Origin of the sequence: Nitrosospira multiformis (assembly GCF_900111585.1) — a bacterium.
GTDB classification, from domain to species: Bacteria; Pseudomonadota; Gammaproteobacteria; order Burkholderiales; family Nitrosomonadaceae; genus Nitrosospira; species Nitrosospira multiformis_B.
This window is the reverse complement of sequence record NZ_FOHI01000002.1, coordinates 101693-122450: the sequence shown is the minus strand read 5'-3', so window position 1 is coordinate 122450 and position 20758 is coordinate 101693. Positions and strand designations below refer to the sequence as shown.

Here is a 20758-nt window from a genome sequence, read left to right as displayed (position 1 = left end):
AGCCAATGATATCGGCGCATAACTCATATCGCACAAACTTTTTCGTGGCGACAGTGATGGCGGTCGGGATTTCAGGCTTTTGGTTTTGGCTTACCTGGCGATATGACTTTGATTTGGCCGATGAAGGTTATTATTGGTATGGAGCGCAGCGCGTCTTGCAGGGGGAAGTACCGCTGCGTGATTTCATGTCCTATGACATCGGTAGATATTACTGGACGGCCGCTTTCATGCGCTTCATGGGAGACGATGGACCCTTTGCAGCACGTCTGAGTGCGGCCGCCTATCAAACCTTCGGGATCCTATTGGGCGTGTTCACCTGCCTGGTGGCCCTGCAACGAGAAGGCGCTGTGCGATGGCTATTCGCACTGCTGGCAGCCTTCATTCTTACCATCTGGGCGATACCGTATTACAAGGTCTATGATCATGCCACCAGCATTATTATTGTCGCAATGCTGGTCCTCATGCTGAAAACTGCCAAACCTGCGGCATGGCTTTTTGCAGGTATCTGTCTTGGCATTGCAGCCATCATGGGGCGTAATCACGGCGTGTATGGCGCGGTCGCATCCATTTTTGTGATATCGGCACTTTTGGTCCAGACATCCTCCCGACGAGCTTTGGCAGGCTTATGTGGTTATTTCGTCCTGGGCGTTTTGATCGGCTTTTCACCGACGCTAATCATGATGCTTGCCGTTGACGGTTTCACAGCTGCATTCATAAATAGTATCGTCTTGATGTTTAAGTATGGAGCAACCAACCTTCCCCTTCCTGTTCCCTGGCCTTGGGCTGTGAAATGGGGAGAGCTGGGAATTTTCTGGACAACAGTGACAATATTCACTGGAATCGGCTTTATATTTTTATTGGCTTTTCCTCTGGTGGGAATCCTCGCCCTGGCATTTAAACGTTTTGATTTGAATGAGGATGCGAGAAAAGTCCTTGTAGCGACAATTGCTGCCGCTATTCCTTATGCTCACTATGCTTTTTCCCGTCCAGACCTAACGCATCTCTCGCTAGGTATATTTCCAGCCTTGATCGGTCTAATGGCTGCAGGCGGGTTAATGAAGGGATTGCGTCCGCTAGCGCTGGGCGTTAGCTTGCTCGGGATATCGTTGATTACCATGAGCGGCTCGAACGCGTATCTGGCACACAATTTAATCAAAATGGATTATGTAAAAACCGATGTTGCTGGCGAGCAACTTTGGATAAGTCGCGGTTTGTCGGAGAGACTGCAGCTGATAACCAGAGAGCTGCAAGAATTAACGGGACCTTCTGGAAAGTTTTTGGCCTTACCCAATATGCCGAGCATACATGCGATTTTTCGTACCAGGATGCCAATATGGGAAATTTATGCTTTGTTCCCAAGAGGCAGGGACTTTGAAATTGCTGAAATTAAGCGTCTCGAATCAGCTTTACCGGAATTGGTGCTCCTATCCGACCATGCGCTGGATGGCAATCCCGAATTTCGATATAGCCGAATGCATCCGCTAACTTATGCCTGGTTTATTTCCAGATACCGGCCTTTCAACGGGTGTCCTAAACTCGAAGATTTTAACCTCAAGGTTTATTTGCTCGACCGAAGCACTTAATAGGCCGTTATTTATGGTGTTTGATGGAGCGAGAGAAATCCGCATTGCCGCGCAAATAATTCAAATAATGGTCTGGATCAGAGAAATAAGCTTCAAAAATATTCGCTATCGTCTGTGTTTTTCTATTGCCAATCCGCTCCCGCTGCCAAGCGCGCAATCGATCCAGGGGCGATCCTGACCGGAAATACATGATGTTCTCGCCAATCCAGTTTATTGTTCGAATGATGGGATCATTCATTAAATCCGCGCCGTTATATTTGATGTTTCTCGATGTCGATCCAAAGTGAAAAATAAGATCGCCATATATACCGGCAAAAAGGAGATCGTCATTATTGATGTTAGTGCGTTTCAGCCGTGTCCAGCTTAAATCATGACGATGAATGATTTCAGATATACCGACGCCAGTATCTGGACGCTGGCCCGTTTCCTTACGATATTCAATAAAGTCATCACTAGAGAAAAATGAATCAGGTGGTATGAAAACAGGAGAAAATTTCTCGTAAAACGTTACAGGCATCAATAATCCGCATGGGTGCGTCAGATCGGTATCTCCATTTTCGGCTCTAAACACAGCCACGACACCACTCGAAGATGCTGCTGACTGTTCTGCCATGACGTGGAACCAGTCATCACGGATAGGAAACGAGTCCATATCCATCGTGCAAATATGGCTGCATCCATCCGCAAATGCAACCTTGGTGAGTTTATCCAGATAGGAACCGTGTTCTCGTGCATCGGGATGCACTACAGTACCAGCACGACTTGCAGTATCAGAAGCGAAATCGTACAGCTTCATGTGGGGATGAGACCCCATACGTAACTGAGCTATTAATGGTTCCGGTGTCCGAATAATAGTCCCGTATATAGTGTAATCAATTGTTTTGGTGTGACGTTCTATTCGTCGCAGATGTTCTTGAAGAATCAAACGAGTATTTTCATTCACCAGATAAACGACAATAATGCCGAGTTTCATCTCAGTCTCTCTATCCGGTATTTCCTGATTAAACCACTGTACTTGGTCGATGCTCATCGTAATCGCGCGCTGAGACTGAGATTAGGTCAAACGGTGTATTATTGATCTTCCAGTTCAGAGGGTGGAGGAGTACGCTGAAGGCTCTTGGCTTTTGTGTCTTCGGAAAAACAATTCTATTGTATCCGCCAACCTTTTCCGATAAAAGGTTCGTAAGGTCAAAAAATAACTGGTCACGCCAACGCCAATTTCAATAATTAATCCTTCTATGCCATCCTGTTGACCAGATATGTATTTGGCACCAAGTACACATCCCGCCATAACAACTGAAGAAACAGTTGCCGGACCTAAACACTGTCCAATCTTCATAAAAGAAATATTGAAAACAACCTTACATATACTGATAGTATAAAAAGCAACTATCAGCTCGCTCGCTAATACGGCCAGCGCCAAGCCAATTGCCCCATAATTAGCACCAATTAATGCCAGGGGCAACAGAACTGCTAGCCCCGTGATCGCAGATTTTACTGTCAAATCTGCACGTCCCATGCTGTTTATGACAGGTCTAAGGAAAGATGTTGTCATCCTGAACGGCATGCTGATCGACAACAATATAAGAGGTGTAACGGCAGCGGACCACTTCGCGCCCAGTACCAGGGGCACAAACTCCGGGGCAATGCAGGCAGTGCCGATCATGACAGGCAACATGCCGAGCGATATGATACCGAGAGATTTTCCTAGATAATGTGCTGCGTCATCGCGATGCTCCTGGAACTTGGAAAATGCGGGGAAGATAATTGGATTAATTACCGCCATTATCTTGGAGAGCGGGAGTAAGGCAAGCTCAAAAGCGGCAACAAATATACCCAGTAATTCAGCACCCAGGATAGGACCCACGACCAGAAACGCAAGATTCTCGGTAACCTTGATAATCGTGCCTCCCAAAACCAGAACTCCGCCAAAGGCCATCATTCGGCGAACAGCTGAAAAATTAAGTGAAGGCATAATGAACCAGGGTTGCAGGATCATCAGCAAAATTATCTGAAGCATGTTACTTATCAACGTGCCTGCAACCAGTGCCCAAACTCCCGCACCCATGATGGCCAATACCAACGTCGTAATAGCGGCGGAGACGCTCGTGATCAGTTCTACAAGTGATTTGAATTTGAAATTAAGATGCCGGTCCAGAATCGCGTTGGGAATAACCCTGAAAGGTATTAGCAGAAAGATAAATGCCAGCACTCTTGCCAACTGCTCAAGGCCGGGTTCGTTGAAGTAGGCGGCTATCAGGCTGCCTCCAAAGAAATAAGCAAGGAAAAGCAGGCCATTGATAACCAGAAGCCACCCAAAAATGTTGTGCAAGTCGTCCTGCTCAATATTTTTTGTCCGTATCAACGCGAGGTCGAGACCGAGAGTGCTGAGCAACAATAATAGCTCCAGCGGAGCTCTGAGCATGGTATTAAGCCCATAGTCATCCGGCGTGATAAAGCGAACCACGACGATGGTACTCACCCAACTGATGACCTGCGCAATCAGTCGAAATACAATAGACCAACGAGCGCCGGACAGAATCTTATTAATAATTTCTGTTTTATTTTGTTGCTCGTCCATGAAGTTCTTCAAGAAAATGGACAGAAGTCCGCTAATGTGATTTCTCTGCGCCAGCAGCCTGCCGGGCGATGGTTGAAATTTGCATAAACTTTGGCACGGGCTAGAGTCTTAGGGGATGACTCATTTAATCCTGCATTCCAGGCTAGCGTCACCGCGCTGGCACTTGCGGCAAATCCGGCAAAAGCTGCAGCTTGAACTTCAGGTTACGATCGGTATTGCACGATGTTTTTTCAAGCCGCAGCGACTTTACTTACCACATAACGAAACTTGCCGGATTTTTCCGCTGGAATTTCAGTTGTCTCCTCGATCAGAACATCAACGGACGGCCCAAGCCGTGCCTTGAATTCTTCCTCGATTTTCGCAATAATCTCCCGATCGAGCTTTGCTCCGGAAACCACCTGTATATGGATAAGGTTCAGGCTCTCCTGGATGATCTTGAAATGACTGATCTGCGGCAAATCTCGCAGGATGTATATCAAGGCCAGACCATGCATGACTGTCCCATCCTGGGCGACGACAAAATCCGTGCTGCGACCCTGAATCTCGCGGAGAAGGGGAAGTCCTCGCCCGCAGCGACAGACTCCATCATCCAGTATCCCTATATCCCCCGTGCGATAGCGAATGAATGGAAATTCTCCGGTAGAGAGATGAGTGACTACGATTTCTCCTGCTTCGCCGTAGGGTAGCGGGATCCCCTGCCGATCCACGATCTCCACGATAATATCCTCGGCCGTGATGTGCATGCCGCCCTCCGGGCATTCATGGGCGATGAAACCTGCATCGCGTCCTCCGTAGCCATTGGCAACAGGACATCCGAAGGTTTCACTGATCTGTTGTCGCTGTTCATCGTAAAGCCGTTCCGAAGTAACGAATGCCACTTTGATACCCAGGTCGTCCATTCGCTGCCCTCTTGCCTGCGCATGGCGGGCAATATGGGATAAGGCCGAAGGGTAGCCGAAAAACATTCTGGGAGGCGCGGCGCGCAGTTCGCCCAGGAAGCGGTCGAGCTTTTGCTCTGACATTTCGAACGCCGGAAACAACCTTGTTCTGAGCAGCCGATCACGCAGCATGCGAAGACGATCCTGCGCGCCGAGTTCGATGGGAGAGCCCCAGACCACCACCTCAGGATCGCCGATATCCACATTCCACCAGCGCGTGGCGCGCCACTTTGCCGCCACATCATGACTGACCCGCTCCTTGCCGATATAAAAGGTGAGCGGTTCCCCGCTCGATCCTCCAGTATTGAAAGAGCGCAGGCTTCTGGCTTTTTCGGACTTCAATGCCTCCGTATTGGCGCGGATCACAGGTTTATCGAGAAGCGGCAAGCGCGCCAGATCGGCAAGGCTGGACACCTCGGCCGCCTTGAGGCCAACCTCCGCAAATATCCTGCGATAATAAGGTACGTGCGCTTCTGCTTCAGTCAGCAGATGGCGCAACTTCAACAGCTGCAAGTCCTCCAGGCGCTCCCGGTTCCACCATTGAGACCCCTCCAGCGCCTTGCGTACCGATACCGTCGAGTGATCCTTGAGACGCTCTTGCAGCGGAAAGAGAAGACCCGATACAAGCAATGTATACCAGTCGCTGTTTTTCATTTATCAAAGTTTTCAGCGTCACTCAACAGGATCTGTCTGGCGCGGCAAGAACCTGCTCATAGACACGGAACAGGGGGACGCGCACGTTCGGCCAGGTGTAGCGTTGCGCGCATTCCATACCGGCCTCGATCAGACGCCTGGTCCTGGTCGCATCATTGAGCAGCCGCAGAACTGCATTGGCCATCGCCTGCGGGTCGCGCGCAGGTACGAGCAAGGCGTTCTTTTCATGCTCAACGAGATAGGGGACACCCCCCACGTTCGTACTCACCACCGGGACGCCGCTTGCCAAAGCTTCAAGTATCGATATGGGCATATTATCGGCGAGGCTCGGATTGAGCATCACACTCGCGCTGCGGTAGATTGCAGCCATGCCCTCATTGTCCACATGTCCGGTGAATGTCACGGCCCCCCCTATGCCCAATGCGAAGGCAAGTTGCTCCAGCATGTGCCGCTCCGGTCCCGACCCGGCCAGGGTGAGCTTCGCGGCGGGGAAGGAGCGTCTTACGATGTGAAAAGCGCGCAGTGCAGTCTCATTGTCGTAAATCGGCTCCAGATTGCGGGTGACGATGATATGGGGAAAGTCAGGTCCGGCTACCGCCGTAGAGGTATCGGATCGCATCCCTGCTCCGAAGCGGCTCAGGTCGATGATATTGGGAACGATACTGGCCGAAAAACCGCGTTTGCCAAAAACCCCTTCCAGAAAGCCGGAAGGAACGATAATTGCGTTCGCTCTTGACAAGCTCGGCTTTACCCACGAAAAGGCTTTATCAAAGAAGGAGTCCGCTTCACCCCCCCGGTAATTGATAATCACCGGCTTACCCCTGAGCCGCGCAATCCAGATAGCGGGAGCAGCAAACAAGTGCCAGGACCAGCCGGAATTGGCCATCACGTGAAATAATTGAACTCTGCCGGCGGAAAGCCACAGGTGGCTGACATAGGACAGCAGGCGGAAGCCCGCCCTGATCCCCTTGAATCTTCCAATCCAGCCAGGCCGGTAGGGACGATTGACCTGAATCAGTTCCACCTCAACATGCTCTTCTCGTAGAAGCCCTGCCAACTGCAACGTCTGGTTAGCCATTCCCCCTGAAGGAGGAGGCAAAGGCCCAACCAAACCAATGCGCAAGCCAGCTTTCATGACGATGCTTTCCTTGAGAGGAGATTGCAATACATCTCCTTATAGCCGGCCACGCTGCCAGCCCAATTGCGCTGGGTTTCGACAAAATTGCGGGCCGCGGCCCGAAGGGCATCCCAAGTATCGGTGCTGGATATCAGATTCAATATCCGGGCTGCCAGAGCGTCAGAATCGCCCGCCTTGAAAAGCACACCGGTTTTTCCATCCTGGATGAGTTCGAGATGTCCACCCACATCTGAAGCAGCAACGAGCCTTCCTTGCGCCATGGCCTCCAGCGGTTTGAGTGGCGTGACGAGGTCGGTAAGGCGCATGGGCAATCTTGGATACACGAGAATATCGATCAGATTGTAATAGCGCCGAACCTGATCATGGGGAACGCGGCCTGTGAAAATAACCTTGTCTTGCAGGCCCATCCGGGCTGTGAGAGACTTCAACTCGTCTTCCTGCGGTCCTCCTCCAACCAGAAGAATGCGGATGTCGGGATTTGCTGCCAACATCCGGGGCAGTGCGCTGAGCAGTACGGTCAATCCTTCATAGGCGTAAAACGAGCCAATGAAGCCGAGCAAGACCTTGCCCTCCACCCCGAGGGCGTTTGCAAGTTGCAAATCCCCGCGCTCGCTCATCCTGAAATTTTCGAGATTCACCGCATTGGGAATAACGGTTACCTTTTCTGAGGGAATACCCCGCTTGAGAATGTCGCCGCGCAGTCCCTCGCAAATCGTGGTTACTGCATCAACACGCCTTAAAGCGTAACTCTCCAACTCACGGGTGAGACGATATCGCGCCCCCCATTCGCGGTGGGTGCCGTGATCTACGGCCGCATCCTCCCAAAATGCCCGGACTTCGTAGACGACAGGAATACCCGCTCTTCGTCCCACGCGCAGGGCAGGCAAAGCGTTCAGGACTGGAGAATGCGCATGCAGGATATCCGGTTCAACAATCTTGACCACCTCAGTCAGGCGATGGGTAAGCGCCTCCATGACAGCCAGCTGGTTCAAGACGGGCAGCCGCGCCCTCAATCCTGGCGGGGCTGGGGTACGATAAAAATGCCATCCTTCCACGAACTCTTCCAGCACACTGCAATTTTCCTGCTTCGATCCGGTCAGGTGAAAGGTTTCCCACCCCAGGTTCCGTTGTTCATTCAGAATCGAAAGCGTTCGGAAAGTGTAGCCACTGTGCAGGGGAATGGAGTGATCAAGGATATGCAGAATTCGCATCAATTTTTTTTGCGGTCAGGTCCAGCATGGCTTAACGGAAGATTTACGTGAAACTCCAGTCAGAAACATATAGGAAGTCGTGCCAAATGACTTATGCAAAGGAATATGGAAACTGGAACGCGACTTTTTTCATAACTCGGCCGCGACATGCTGAATAACTTCGTTCTGGTATTCCTCCAGTCCGAGCCACAGCGGCAGCCTCACCAGCCGGTCACTCAGCTCTTGTGTCCAAGTTAATGCGCCTGACTTGCGGCCCCACTTCTCCCCCATGGGAGAGCTGTCAAGAGGAACGTAATGAAAAACTGTTCCTATTCCCTTCTGCCGGAGGGCATCGATAAAGGCGGTACGCTTGTCCAGGTTGGGCAACAGGAGATAGTACATATGCGCGTTGTGCACGCAATCAGAAGGAATGATCGGTCGCCGGATCTTCCCCTGTTTTTCCAAAAGCTCGAAATTAGCGTGGTAGACGTCCCAGATATCGAGGCGGCGTTGCGTGATTGCATCCGCCTCTTCTATTTGAGCCCAGAGAAAGGCAGCGATGAGTTCACTGGGAAGATAGGATGAGCCGAAATCCACCCAGGTATACTTATCCACCTGCCCACGAAAAAACTGACTGCGATTAGTACCTTTTTCCCTGATTATTTCCGCCTGCTCCGCAAAGCGTACATCGTTCACCAGCAGGGCCCCCCCTTCCCCGGAAATGATGTTCTTGGTCTCGTGGAAACTCAGCGCTGCCAGATGGCCGATACTGCCCAGCGGTCTGCCCTTGTAGGTTGACATAATGCCTTGGGCGGCATCCTCGATCACGAACAAACCATATCGTTCGGCGATGGACATGATGGCATCCATCTCGCATCCCACCCCTGCATAGTGGACAGCAACGATCGCTTTGGTTCTCGGGGTGATGGCGGCCTCGATCAGGGCTTCGTCGATATTGAATGTATCAGGCCGGATGTCCACGAATACAGGCACGCCCCCTCTCAATGCGAACGCGTTGGCAGTGGAGACGAAAGTATAGGAAGGCATGATGACTTCATCGCCGGGTCCGATCTGCGCAAGAATGGCCGCCATCTCCAGCGCAGCCGTGCAGGAATGCGTCAGCAACGCTTTTTTACACCCGATACGGCGTTCCAGCCACGCGTTGCACTTCTTCGTGAAAACCCCATCGCCAGCCAGGTGTCCGTTCGCATGAGCCTGGCTGACATACCATAGCTCCTTGCCAGTCATATAGGGCTTATTAAAAGGAATCATGGCTGAAATAGGCGTGTCTGGGTAAGGCGCTCTTAGGCTCGAGCTATGACAATCAGCCCGCTGACAACCATAACCGTGCCCAGGACATTTTGGAGAGTGAGCGATTCGTTGAGGAAAAGCACAGAGAAGAGCATGACGATGACAAACGCCAGGCTCATGAAAGGATAAGCGTAGTTGAGCTCGAAACGTGTCATGGCTGCCATCCAGGCAAGCGAGGCAAGAAAAGCCGCAAACAAACCCGAGATGATCCATGGGTTGAGAAACTGCTGGAGCAGAAACAGAACCTTATCGACTCCTCCTTCCGGCATGCTGCCGCTCCGCCCCATCTGCCATTTGAGCACCAGTTGACCATACACGGTGAACAGCAGGGTTAACAGGATATAAACATGTCCTGCTATATCGAATCGTTCCTTCATCTTCACCTCAGGCGCAGCAGCTTATGGAAAGTGGATCACCGGATGGAACAGAACCAGAGATCACGTTGACGCAACTTTTTAATCGTATCACTATCCTGGGTCAATTACGGCCGCTCTTTATATTTGCTTGCGCCATTCCCAGATATAACGAGGCGAGTCGGATCCCACGTTCAGAATCAGATCCAGGATAGTAACAAATGGCGCAAATGGTGAAAAACATTGCAGATAAGTGGGATAAGCAGGGTATTCCTTATATTCCAGCTTGATACCGGCCTCATCAAACAGAGATTCATCGATATAATCTCGCGCCGAAGGACCGCTAATGTATGTCGTTGCCCCGACTTTCTCGAGGATGCCTATTAACCGCTCGGTTTTCCTGCCATTGATTCCAAGAAGCCTGCTATCAGTAAATTGGGTTTGAATGCCGAGGATATCGGACAGGTGCCTGATTGCGCGCTGGTTATAGTCGGAAAGATTTGTTATCGAATTTTCATACAGAAAATCCAGCAGTGGTCGTGATTTCTTGATGAAAGGGGCACTTCGGTAGTTCTGTTCGATTATGCTTCTGTGCTGCTGTTTCCAGCGCTGATCCGGAATTTCCACTTCGCAGATCAGACTCTTCAGATTATGGCCAGCGGGTATCGACAGCCATCGCGGCCCATCCTTCGTCATCAATTTGTTCCGATTGCGCCAGTCCGAATGCGTGTATTGCACGTCGTCATAGAAGATGAAAAGGTCGACGTCGTGAATGAGATCGAAGTAGCCTCTCCAGGGTATATAATTGGATTGAAGGATAGCAACTTTGTTGTGCCTGGCTTGCATGATATAGCTCTGTTAGAGCAATGATTGCAGCCGATGGCTAGGAACCCCGGCTTCCTGGCTGGATGCAGTAAGATACGCGGTATTCTCGTCAGTACTGGCAGTGACCAGGGCACCCGCACCGAGTAGAGTGCGCTCCGCCAGAGTTATCTTGTCGCGTAGGGTTGCGTTTACACCGATGAAGCTGTGAGCACCTATCTTTACATGACCCGAGATGACTGCGTGAGCGGCGATGAAGCAATTGTCGTCAATTTCGGCGTGATGGCTGACAAGGCTGCCGCACCAGATGATGACATTGTTGCCTATTCGCACGAAGGGCTGAATTACATTTCCCTCCATGATGAAACAGTTCTCGCCGACGGTCAGATCGGGCCAAGTCACGCTTCGACTGCTGACATATGTCGCCAGGCGGTAACCACGGGATTTAGCTTCCAGGCACTTTTCTGCTCTGGCCTGATTCAGGCGGGTATAGCCCAAGGCCACAAACATATCATATTCCTCAGGCGCGTAGCGCGTATCTACCTCATCGAAGGCAAGCACCGGTAGCCCCATGCATTGATTTTCCCGGAAATAGATGCGATCTACGGTAAAGGCAGCAACCCGGCGGGGGCTATCATGGGTAAAGTAATAGCAAGCCAACTGGGCCAGTTCCCCCACGCCGAAGATGACTAAAGGCCTATCAGACTGACCATTCATGAATGCTTGGTCCGCAAGGCGTCCACTAAAAGATGCAGACTGCTTAGATCGGCTATTTCCTTGTCACTGAACTCGATACCGAATTCCTCCTCCAGAGCCAGCATCAGATTCATGTGCTTGAGTGAGTCCCACGCGGGAAGATTCTTACGTGAAATGTCGGGAGAGATATCTTGCGGTGCGACTTGCAGGACTTTCGCCATAACGTCACGGGTGCGATTCTCTATATCAGACATAGCAATGCCTACTCTCCTTCAATATGGATAAAGCTCGGTGGATCGATCTCGGGCATGGCGGCCTGCAAGCGATAGCGCCGGCGTCCGTCCGCTTGTTCCAGCAGAGCAAAACCAAGGGTACTCCAGAAATCCGCCACTTGACTGTTCTTGGCTGTGGACAGGTATTCTGCTTCCCAGGTGAGGATTCCCCAATCCGCTACAATACGCCGCATGCACTCCAGGACAAAGGCTATCTCAAGACGGCGGCCTAGCGCTCTGCAACTCATCAAAAGGGAATCGACCAAGGCGGTCTCCTGCCGGCGTTGGACTATAAATACACCTACCAATCCAAGAGAGCCAAAACGGTCGCTGGCGGATAAAGTATAAACACAGGCGTCCTTGGATGAGCGAAACCGCGCAATATCGTGATCGGAATAGCGCCGGGTCGTTAAATTGAACTGATTCGTTTTCTGGGTCAGCTGTACAACCCGCATTGCCTCCCGGTCGGTTGCAACTTGAATATTCACCACCAATTGCAACGATAAAAGGTAGCTCTCCAAATCCGGATGCTGATTTCGTTCGGCTTTGCGCTGCGCTTCAGTCTGATAGAGACTGGTTCGCAGCTTATCCTCTTGGCTGGTTAGCAACGTATCGAACAGGCCATCGCGCTGGAGCAATGCCGGATATTCATAGAGCCTATCCGGCACTTGCAAGGTAGTCACTTGAGGGAGTACCTGCCGTATTAATTCCAGCTCTCGCCGATTGTCATCCACGAATACAAAAGCATCGAGACCGAGATTCAGCTCCTTTGCCAACTCGACCAGGTTAGCAGCCTTGTCGTCCCAGTTGATCCGGAAGCCGGACAGATGGTTGCGTTTGAGCAGGCTCCAGGGATGCTTATCGAGGACATCGAGCACATCCTGTTCGTTGTTTTTCGAACAGAGCGTTATTAACACGCCACGTTCGGCCAATTGCAGGACGGTCTTCTGAAAATCATAATATGCCCGGCCCGGATAATCATGCCCATCCAAATGGATACCTTCAATGCCATCCTCCCCGACAACGCCGCCCCAAAGCGTATTATCACAATCCAGGACCAGGCATTTCTTGCTATGCCCCTTGAGGGCAAGCACAACTTTCGTTAATTCCCGCGCCAAGGCATCGAGAAAGGATCGTTTGAACGGAGCCTTGGAAATATACCAGTACCGATAGTCCATGGCCTCGGCCTCGCCAATCCGGTATGCAAGCCGATCCCAGTCCATTAGACAGAAACGCGGACTGTGCTCACGGACAAAGGTCCGGACAAAATCATTAAGCCTGATTACCTCACTGGCAATGTCCGGGGCCGCGATTAATGTGCCAGTCTCCGAGCGAAAGGGAACGATGAACGTATTGAGGCTGATGGTGGAGGCGTCGCTGGCCGCCAAGGCGTCAAAAATAGTACTCAACTCCTCCCGGCAATGTGATGCATTCCACCCCGGGAGGCCGTAATGCGGATCCAACTCCTCAAGCATAAACGCCGTTACCAGAAGGTCTGGACAACCCTTGACCAGCGGTGAGTCGGGTAATATCAGATCCTGACGGATGGATCCATAGCCCCCAAAGATCAGTTCAGGCCGCAGCCCCATCCTCAACATGTGGTAGCGCAGATAAGGCTCAATCCCTTCCAGCGTTACGTTGCGTAAGAAACCGAAGCGATATGCGGGAGCCGTAGAGGACATCGCGGCATACATGGTATCGGAGGTACTGATAAGATCCGAGAGAGTCGGGGGAATATCCGCAGGGAATGAGGAAACGGCTGTAAACACTTTTCTCCGGCGATATCGTCAACGGGATTCCAACAACTCGATTATGCCAAAATCCTTAATCATATAGAAGCTGACCCGTCTGTCATCGAAGAGGATCGCAGGCTTTGGGGGGGATACGCAGATTACGCGGAATCCGCCTGTTTTCAAGGCTTCAAGGCTGTTTTGGAGATCTTCGGTTTCGTAACAGAGGTGGTAAATGCTTTCGCTCGATTGGGTGAGGATTGCATCCAAGGGACCTTGTCCCTCCGCAGGCGCGACCAGCTCCACAGTAGGCATGGAAGAATGGGGGCACAGCCAGAGATTCACGTTTTGCAGCGGGTCATAGACCTGCATAGCCACCTCATGGCCCAGTCCCTTGAGGAACTTAAGCGTCTGCTCCGGCCGTCTGCTGGCCAGACCAAAATGATGGAAGCGAAGAGCGAACGCCTGCATTGAAAATTGCATTTCCTGTTAAGAAGCCAGTTCAAGTTTTTCTAATTCAAGTTTTTCCGATGGCACCAGACGCCAGTGCTAGCCAGGTCTGCTCGCCTGGATCAGTAAAGAGTTGCATAGCTCGGGATAGTCAACGCCCACTTTGAGCATTGCCTGCAAGATTGCTTCGCTGAGATTCAAATCGAGCATCTGCTGCGTCGTGATCGGCTTGAGCAAGAGACCTTCAACCTTGCGTATCCTCAATCCCTCGCCTTGTACCATTGTAACCAGCGATTCCAGAGTGAAATAACGCTTATGGCCGAATTCGAGATCGGCTGAACTCAAAGCATAAATGTCGGGGAGCAGGCCTGCAGCATGCCCCAGCCTCCGATGCAGGGATTCAGCGTTCGGAACGGCAATATAAATGGATCCACCTGGAGAAAGGAACTGCGCATAGCGTCGTATAATCGCGGCCGGATCGTCCACATGCTCAAGAACGAAACCCATGCCAATCACGTCGAAGCGTTCGTCAGTCTCGAAATCCTCAAAATACCCCTGTGCGATATCAACGCCCTCGATTGCGAAGCGCTTTCTGAAGCGATCAATCATCTCCTGGGAGCCTTCAACCACTTGGTAGCGCTGAAAAGTCTTTGCAAAATATTCGGTGGAGTAACCGTGTCCCAAGCCCAGCTCCAACATGCTGCCCGTTTGCGCCATCGCAACGACTCTTTGGGGGTACCACTGTAGGGTTAGCCGATTATCGAGAACATAAGTGCGATCATATGCGGTTGAATCCTGCTCATTTTCCAGGCTCATGAATATCCTCCTTTATTTAAGTAGAAATGGAGCATAAGTTTTTTAATTATCCCTTGCTCTCATTCTAAATCAGAAGGACGCCACGTTACCGTACATCGGTGCAGGTTGAACATCAGCGGTAAATATCTCTCACGATATAATTGGGTCTGTTCTGCACCTGGTTGAATACCTTTCCCAGATAAATACCTACGACCCCAATGGCTGTGGTCATAATGCCGAGGCTGAGCATCATCATGGTCATTACTGAAGTGAAACCCATGAGGGTGTCGTCAAACAGTAGCTTTCGTAATACAAGATAGAATGCAAATGAGAAACTCAGCAGGGTAATGATCACGCCTATATTGAACAGCCAGATCAGTGGCTGAGCGGAGAACGAACTCACTGCATTGATCATCAGTCCGATACGTCGCAGGAGAGTATATGTGCTTCTGCCTTTGCGCTGTTTCTTGACGATAGGCAGGCCGATTTGCTGAAAACCCGTCCAACTCATCATACCACCGAGAAAAAGATTCCGGTCGCCCATCTGCAGTAGCGCTTCCACACAACGACGCGTCATGATCCGTTCCGTAAGAATGTTTTCAGGGATCTTTACATCGCTGAGCAGGTTGAACCCTTTCCAGAATAGTCCTCCGCTCATCTGTTCAAACTGTCCCCCTTTGCGCATTTCCTGATAGCCAAAAACGACGTCGGATTTTGTCTCGCGTAGTTTGGCGTAAAACTCTCCCAGCACCAGCGGCGACACCTCCAGGTCGCAGTCGATGAGAAAAATGAGATTTCCTCGCGCATGCCGTAATCCAGCTTGTACGGCCTGGTGATGTCCAAAGTTCCGCGAAAGGTCAACCACGACGAGTTGCGGGATGTCTGCTTGGCGCTCAAGCACATAAGCCAGAGACTCATCCGGCGAGCCATCATTGACGAGCAATATCTCAAAATGGTCACACTTGATATCGGATAAGGCTTGCAGGGACTCGGCAAGAAACCGGTCAAGAAACGGTCGCGACCGGTACATGGTGGAGACAATGCTGATTTCCGGCGGCGTATGGTCAGATCCGGATTCCTTGTTCATCTTCTGGTGCCCTGTGGTCAAATTCTACTTAATTACGGCTTAAAGTGGCATGATTTACTTTTTAGACGAAGACGCGCCGCAATGGGAAACCTGGAAAAGTTCGAGATCATGGCGCCCTCTTACCGGATGGATCGCATCCGCCAAACGAGCGCTCATTCGTCTGGAAGCGGGTTGCAGCCTCTAGAAACCTGATGTTCTGGATACATAGGCGTCTTATCGTTCCCGAGGCTGACTTACCTTGATCATAACGGCTGCCCACGCTGTATACATGATGACCCATGGCATGGCCGGAAAATGGAATCTGGGTTGTCCAGAAAAGACTATCGATATCAGGGTCAGGTAAATCATCAGGCAGTATCCGATGAGCACCCACGGCCAGGCGACTTTATCGCAATGCTTTATCAACAGGAAAGCTGCTGCGAACGAGCCCACAAGCAGTAGAGCATAAAAGATCTGATTTATCCACCTCACGGTATGGAACGCGCCGCTATATTGCTCATAATACCGGTAGCCCGCCTGATAGGCCCACTCCGCTTCGCCATTTCTGGACCACAGATGCCATATCTTCAGAGGGATAAGTTCTACAAACCGCACGGGGTTCTCTCTTATCCAATCGGTTGCCAACTTCTTTGCGCGCCGGTCCGATTCCACTTGATCCTGAACCGAGAAATTGCGCTGGGCCACCAATGGATCATTTTCCTCGTAGCCTCCGCGCGCTGTGGGATTGTTTCCAGTCAGGAGCGTTGCGCCCCCGTTGGTGGAGATCAGGACGAGTTCCCCGAAAATCATTGTGTTCCGCACCGCCCATGGGACCAGCACCACAGCCATTGTAAGATAGATAGCAAGTCCCTTGATGAGGTGCTGCCGCAGCCTATCCCTTCTCTCCGCGCTGAATACATGAAAAAGTACCAGCAGACCAGGCAAGAATACTACCTGCGGTTTGGTCAGCGCTGCCAGCCCGAAGACAATGCCGCAAACCCATATCCAGAACCAGTGGCTCCTTGTTATGTAGAGGTATACGCCAAGAAGCAGTAAAAAGGTAAAGTAAATTTCGGTTAAGATCAAAGAGGTATAAGCTACATGATTCGGGTATAGGGTAAGCAGGAGGACTCCCAGGCGCGCAACCGCTTCGTTCCGGAAAATTCTTCGTGTCAGTTCCAGTTGCAAAAAAAAACTGATGACTGCCATTACTAAATTAGCTATCTGCCCTACCAATTGATCCTGACCGAAAAGATAGAAAAGGATACCAAGAAAGCCGGGATAGCCAACCGGCCAGTAGGCTGTCGGATATCCGGCTTCCGAATAGCCGCCGCCACTCGCTATGCTAACCGCCCTGTCGAAGTACCAGCTTGCATCGGAAGTCATCTCAACGGGCACAAAGAAAATCAGCGCTACGCGCAATGCCACGAAGAGTATGAAACACACCGGCAGGAAAACGTGGGAATCGAGGAGATGAAACAAGGGAGCGGCAACCGTGTGCCGGCGTTGAAAGCGATGGACGCGTTCGATGTTACTTTCTGGATCTGGAAGTGTGTTCAAAGCTGAGGATTCGGAAAATTAGCGCATACCTTTTAACACAGGTAAACCGGATATGTTGACAAATCCGGTCCAAAGTGGCGCCAGCTTACGTTCAGTTTAATGATGTTCTGTCGAGTAAAGAGCCGAAAACAATTGAAAGCGGCTGTGAAATGACACCCCTTCCAGTTTACTCAATCCTTGGGTGCGGGAGTATTCTTGAACGTCCAATAAGAATTCAGAAAGTAATTTATGAACATGGCGGGTGCAATACCGACAAGCTGGTGAATCTCCGGCGAGGCCTCAGGGAACAGAATGGATAGCACTACAAAAGTGGAATAACTTACCCCCAGGGATACGAGAGAAACCATGTTGAACTTCAGACCCTTGACACGGATATGATCTTGAGACGTGCGCCAGCGGAAGGTCCAGTAATTATTCAACAGAAAGTTCGTGATGATCGATATTTCGATTGAGATAGGAGAGGCGATATATTTATTTATATTTGCCTGAAGAAGCAGTGTAAACACGCCAAGATTCACAACAACGCCGGATAATCCTACTATGGCGAACTTGATAAAGGTCTTTGAGCTGTGGAGACGTATCCACCAGGCGTTCAGGATGAATTCGATGATATCCGCGATTCCGAGCTTCGACTCACCCTTGGTGCGATCTATGAAGTCCACGGGAACTTCTTTTATGACTGCACCGAGCGATACGGCCTTGTGCAGCAGTGCAACCTGGAAAGCGTATCCCTGAACACGAAGATCGTCAAAAGTGACTTTTCTGAGGAGAGTGGTTTTGATCGCCCTGAAACCGGCTGTACAGTCTCGAATTTTGTATATCCCGGCAACGTAGCGTGCAACGATATTACCGCCCAGGGAATTCATGCGGCGTAAAAACCCCCATTCCTTTGGAATGGAACCGCCCTTCACATAACGGCTGCCAATCACAAAATCCGCGCCTCCATCGAGCGCCGCCATAAGCCGAGGCACATCCTCGGGTTTGTGCGAAAAATCCGCATCCATCTCGAACACGACGTCGGCATGAAGCTCATCCATCGCATGAATCATTCCGCGAATATAGGCGGCACCAAGCCCTGCCTTCTTTCCCATCAGCAAATGCACATTCGGATATATCGTCTGCTTGGCCCGAACCACTTCCGCCGTGCCGTCGGGTGAATCATCATCCACCACAAGGATGTGCATATTATGAAGAAATTCTCGAGCCTGAACCTGTAGCGCATCAATCATGATGCCAATGTTATCCCGCTCGTTGTAGGTCGGCAAAATGACTACAACTTTTAAAGTTGCCATAGAGTATTCACGGAAAGAGGCAATTCCTTAACTGGGTGGGCGGTTTGGTGCAAAAAGGGCGAGAAGTTATGAGACTTTGGCTGGTTGCAGATTCTCAGGATTGTGTGGGAAACCGCCCCATTGCAAGTGCCTATCAAGGCGGATCATCCACAATCATCATAGCCAATCAGTAAAAACGAAGTTCCTATTCCGGATGTTACCCCAGGCTCGCAATAATCGGGGAATGCATTCACCCGTTTCGGGGACTAACGCCCCGAAGATCAATTAATTATTAGTATGCCTGACGCTCTGCCAGTAAGCCTTCCCCGCTTACTGCTCTTCCCTAGATACGTGAAAGCCGGCACACCCCTTTAATCCTCGAAGTCGCCCATGAAAAACAGGCGTGATTTCCAGGAACCGCTGGCGCGAGCTCTGTATGCAATTGCTCTTTCCCTATGACTCATGGATGGCAGTTTGGAGGGAAGCATCCAGAATTCGAAATACTACGGTTCCTGGCGCAGGGGAGAAAACTCGTTATCCGTAGTTATTTGTCGCCATGCCAGCAGTTAACCTGGGCGACGGCCACGGAGAGTCCATCCAATAAGACCGAGTCCTGCAAGCAAAAGTGCGTATGCCTGAGGTTCTGGGACGTGCCCTACAACCGGTTTGTATAACCATACTGCTGCATCCCACTTGCCATCGGCCGTCTTTGCAGCCTCATCGAGCGCTATGAATGCCCCAAGCGTGGGATCGTATTTCCATTTGCCAAGAACCCCAGTCTCATGATTGCCAAGGGGATGATCCGCTGTGGCGCTTTCTATCTCATGAACCACCCAGGTAGTATGGGAACCAATGTTGCCATCCGCATCTGTAAGGACATTGGCTGACCAGACTGTTCCCCCGCCATCGCGGCCGTCCCAAAGCATGATCGAGTTGTTGGCAGAATCATAGTCGATACCGAAATACGACGTCATCACAAAGTCGCTACCATCCGCCTTTACCAGGTTTATTCCGATATCCCAGTTGTGATCGGGATTGGCATTGTCCAGATCCCATATTGTCAGATCGGATGTATAGTTGGGCCTGGGATTGGCCGTTCGGATGTAAAGATTGTGGTCTGTATCAAGTGTTCCGGAGCCCTGGTATCCAACGGTGTTCCATGAGCGGCCAATTCTTTCCCAGGTATCCTGACCGCCATTTCTCACGTCTCCCACCGTATAGCGGTAAAGCGAAGGGAAGCCTGAAGCCGCCGTATCCGCTGTGAGATAAACGACGTCTTTACCGTTTTCCATGCGATAAGCCGTTGTACCGTCAATATGGCTCGCCGTCGGTACGTGCCGATCGAGCCACATATTGCCCCCTTCGGCTATATTGGTCGTGTTCCAGCCCGAGCCGGTAGTACCCCCGACCTTGTTCGGATCGGCCTTTCTTGGATCCCACATAAAAGGTCCGGCGGCGCTCACATTGACCCCATCCGTTTGGAGGAACGCCCCACCGCCTGGCGCTGCGGCCCCTCCGAATGTAAGGAACATATCATTTACCGGGAGATAGACATTATTGTCATAGGTATGAGCGGATTGAGGTGCAGCATTGTCGACAATAAAACCCTTCGAGTCTATTCTGCTGGCCAAGGAGCCACGGTCCCAATTTCCTGTTGCGCCATCCCAGACATACATTTCGTTGCCCACGTAATTCCCATGACCGCCGCCCCATAGCAGCAGATCTCCGCGAGTGGAATCCCAGGCGAATGAACTCCATGCACGAACAACCGCGCTAGTCGGACCAGGAGCCGCATCTGCTCCCGTTGCCCATGCATCGGAAAATAAGTTGGTACTTGCCTTGACCCAGCCGCCTTGGGGCGTCCCTGCCAGCAAAGACGATAACCGCTCGAATGAGGTCTCAGCGCTTGCCTGTCCCACAAGAGCCGGGAAAGAAGCGCCGACGAGTAAAAAAGGAAGAATCAAACCCGTCGGGCGAACGTTGTTCAGGCCTCCCGAGCCCTTTCCCGGCTTCGGTTTCTTCTTGAATACCCTCAGTTTTTTCATGTTATTGTTTTCTTGACAAAGATAAGGCTTTGAAGATTACTAGAAAATCCGTTGAAAAGTAAAGCGATTTTTACTTTTCAAAAGTAAGGTCCTGCGACTTGTAGTAACATTAGCGGATTTTTATCCAGGATAGCAAAATTACCGGCGGACGCAGGAAGAACGGTGACAGTAGGAAACTTATCGCTTATCCAACCAGCATATAACCAGGGAGTGGCGCTTCATAGACTTCCTGTACCACTAGGGCGTGTTGTCATCTTCTGAAAAATGAAGTGCGCACCGTCTCACAGCCCTTATCCTGTTTTC

The 20758-nt window shown here is 51.0% G+C and carries 18 protein-coding genes; 1 reads left to right on the top strand and 17 read right to left on the bottom strand.

Annotated features, from left to right (window positions below):
* Positions 1-56: 56 nt before the first annotated feature.
* Positions 57-1583, top strand: coding sequence for a hypothetical protein (locus BMW46_RS03660; protein WP_143049084.1), 1527 nt, complete (start codon positions 57-59; stop codon positions 1581-1583).
* A gap of 7 nt (positions 1584-1590) precedes the next feature.
* Here the strand turns inward: BMW46_RS03660 and BMW46_RS03655 are convergent, their stop codons facing one another.
* The 17 genes from BMW46_RS03655 to BMW46_RS03575 form a co-directional block, all read right to left on the bottom strand.
* Entirely contained in the window at positions 1591-2613 is a 1023-nt protein-coding gene (locus tag BMW46_RS03655) for a hypothetical protein (protein ID WP_143049083.1), read from the bottom strand.
* Between the two features lie 57 nt (positions 2614-2670).
* Positions 2671-4164 (bottom strand): lipopolysaccharide biosynthesis protein, encoded by a 1494-nt coding sequence (locus tag BMW46_RS03650; RefSeq protein ID WP_074704872.1) that lies wholly within the window; start codon positions 4162-4164, stop codon positions 2671-2673.
* A 230-nt stretch (positions 4165-4394) separates the two neighbouring features.
* The gene (locus BMW46_RS03645) at positions 4395-5756 is read right to left on the bottom strand and encodes a phenylacetate--CoA ligase family protein (protein WP_074704870.1); all 1362 of its coding nucleotides are present in this window, start codon (positions 5754-5756) and stop codon (positions 4395-4397) included.
* A gap of 22 nt (positions 5757-5778) precedes the next feature.
* Positions 5779-6891 (bottom strand): glycosyltransferase family 4 protein, encoded by a 1113-nt coding sequence (locus BMW46_RS03640; protein ID WP_074704867.1) that lies wholly within the window; start codon positions 6889-6891, stop codon positions 5779-5781.
* Positions 6888-8105 carry a TIGR04063 family PEP-CTERM/XrtA system glycosyltransferase gene (locus BMW46_RS03635; protein ID WP_074704864.1) on the bottom strand — a complete coding sequence of 406 codons (1218 nt, stop codon included), beginning with the start codon at positions 8103-8105 and terminating at the stop codon, positions 6888-6890. The genes BMW46_RS03640 and BMW46_RS03635 overlap by 4 nt, the downstream gene beginning before the upstream one ends.
* A 129-nt stretch (positions 8106-8234) precedes the next feature.
* On the bottom strand, positions 8235-9356 hold the full coding sequence (gene rffA / locus BMW46_RS03630) for a dTDP-4-amino-4,6-dideoxygalactose transaminase (RefSeq protein ID WP_074704862.1): 1122 nt from the start codon (positions 9354-9356) through the stop codon (positions 8235-8237).
* A 32-nt stretch (positions 9357-9388) separates the two neighbouring features.
* On the bottom strand, positions 9389-9772 hold the full coding sequence (locus BMW46_RS03625; RefSeq protein ID WP_074704859.1) for an EamA family transporter: 384 nt from the start codon (positions 9770-9772) through the stop codon (positions 9389-9391).
* Positions 9773-9889: 117 nt separating this feature from the next.
* Positions 9890-10594, bottom strand: a complete 705-nt coding sequence (locus BMW46_RS03620) for a WbqC family protein (protein ID WP_074704856.1) — start codon at positions 10592-10594, stop codon at positions 9890-9892.
* 12 nt (positions 10595-10606) lie between these two features.
* Positions 10607-11287, bottom strand: a complete 681-nt coding sequence (locus tag BMW46_RS03615; RefSeq protein WP_074704854.1) for an acetyltransferase — start codon at positions 11285-11287, stop codon at positions 10607-10609.
* A complete protein-coding gene (locus tag BMW46_RS03610) occupies positions 11284-11520 on the bottom strand; it encodes an acyl carrier protein (protein ID WP_074704851.1) in 237 nt (78 codons plus the stop codon). Before BMW46_RS03610 ends, BMW46_RS03615 begins: the two co-directional genes overlap by 4 nt.
* 8 nt (positions 11521-11528) lie before the next feature.
* Positions 11529-13307, bottom strand: a complete 1779-nt coding sequence (locus BMW46_RS03605; protein ID WP_074704848.1) for an HAD-IIIC family phosphatase — start codon at positions 13305-13307, stop codon at positions 11529-11531.
* 18 nt (positions 13308-13325) lie between these two features.
* On the bottom strand, positions 13326-13739 hold the full coding sequence (locus BMW46_RS03600; RefSeq protein ID WP_177171029.1) for a VOC family protein: 414 nt from the start codon (positions 13737-13739) through the stop codon (positions 13326-13328).
* Between the two features lie 78 nt (positions 13740-13817).
* Positions 13818-14534: a class I SAM-dependent methyltransferase gene (locus BMW46_RS03595; RefSeq protein ID WP_074704843.1), complete on the bottom strand. Its 717-nt coding sequence runs from the start codon at positions 14532-14534 to the stop codon at positions 13818-13820.
* A 112-nt stretch (positions 14535-14646) separates the two neighbouring features.
* Positions 14647-15600, bottom strand: coding sequence for a glycosyltransferase family 2 protein (locus tag BMW46_RS03590; protein ID WP_074704840.1), 954 nt, complete (start codon positions 15598-15600; stop codon positions 14647-14649).
* Between the two features lie 213 nt (positions 15601-15813).
* Positions 15814-17139 (bottom strand): ArnT family glycosyltransferase, encoded by a 1326-nt coding sequence (locus BMW46_RS03585; RefSeq protein ID WP_074704838.1) that lies wholly within the window; start codon positions 17137-17139, stop codon positions 15814-15816.
* 170 nt (positions 17140-17309) lie between these two features.
* Entirely contained in the window at positions 17310-18431 is a 1122-nt protein-coding gene (locus tag BMW46_RS03580; RefSeq protein ID WP_074704836.1) for a glycosyltransferase family 2 protein, read from the bottom strand.
* Between the two features lie 545 nt (positions 18432-18976).
* On the bottom strand, positions 18977-20455 hold the full coding sequence (locus BMW46_RS03575; protein ID WP_074704833.1) for a PEP-CTERM sorting domain-containing protein: 1479 nt from the start codon (positions 20453-20455) through the stop codon (positions 18977-18979).
* Positions 20456-20758 lie beyond the last annotated feature (303 nt).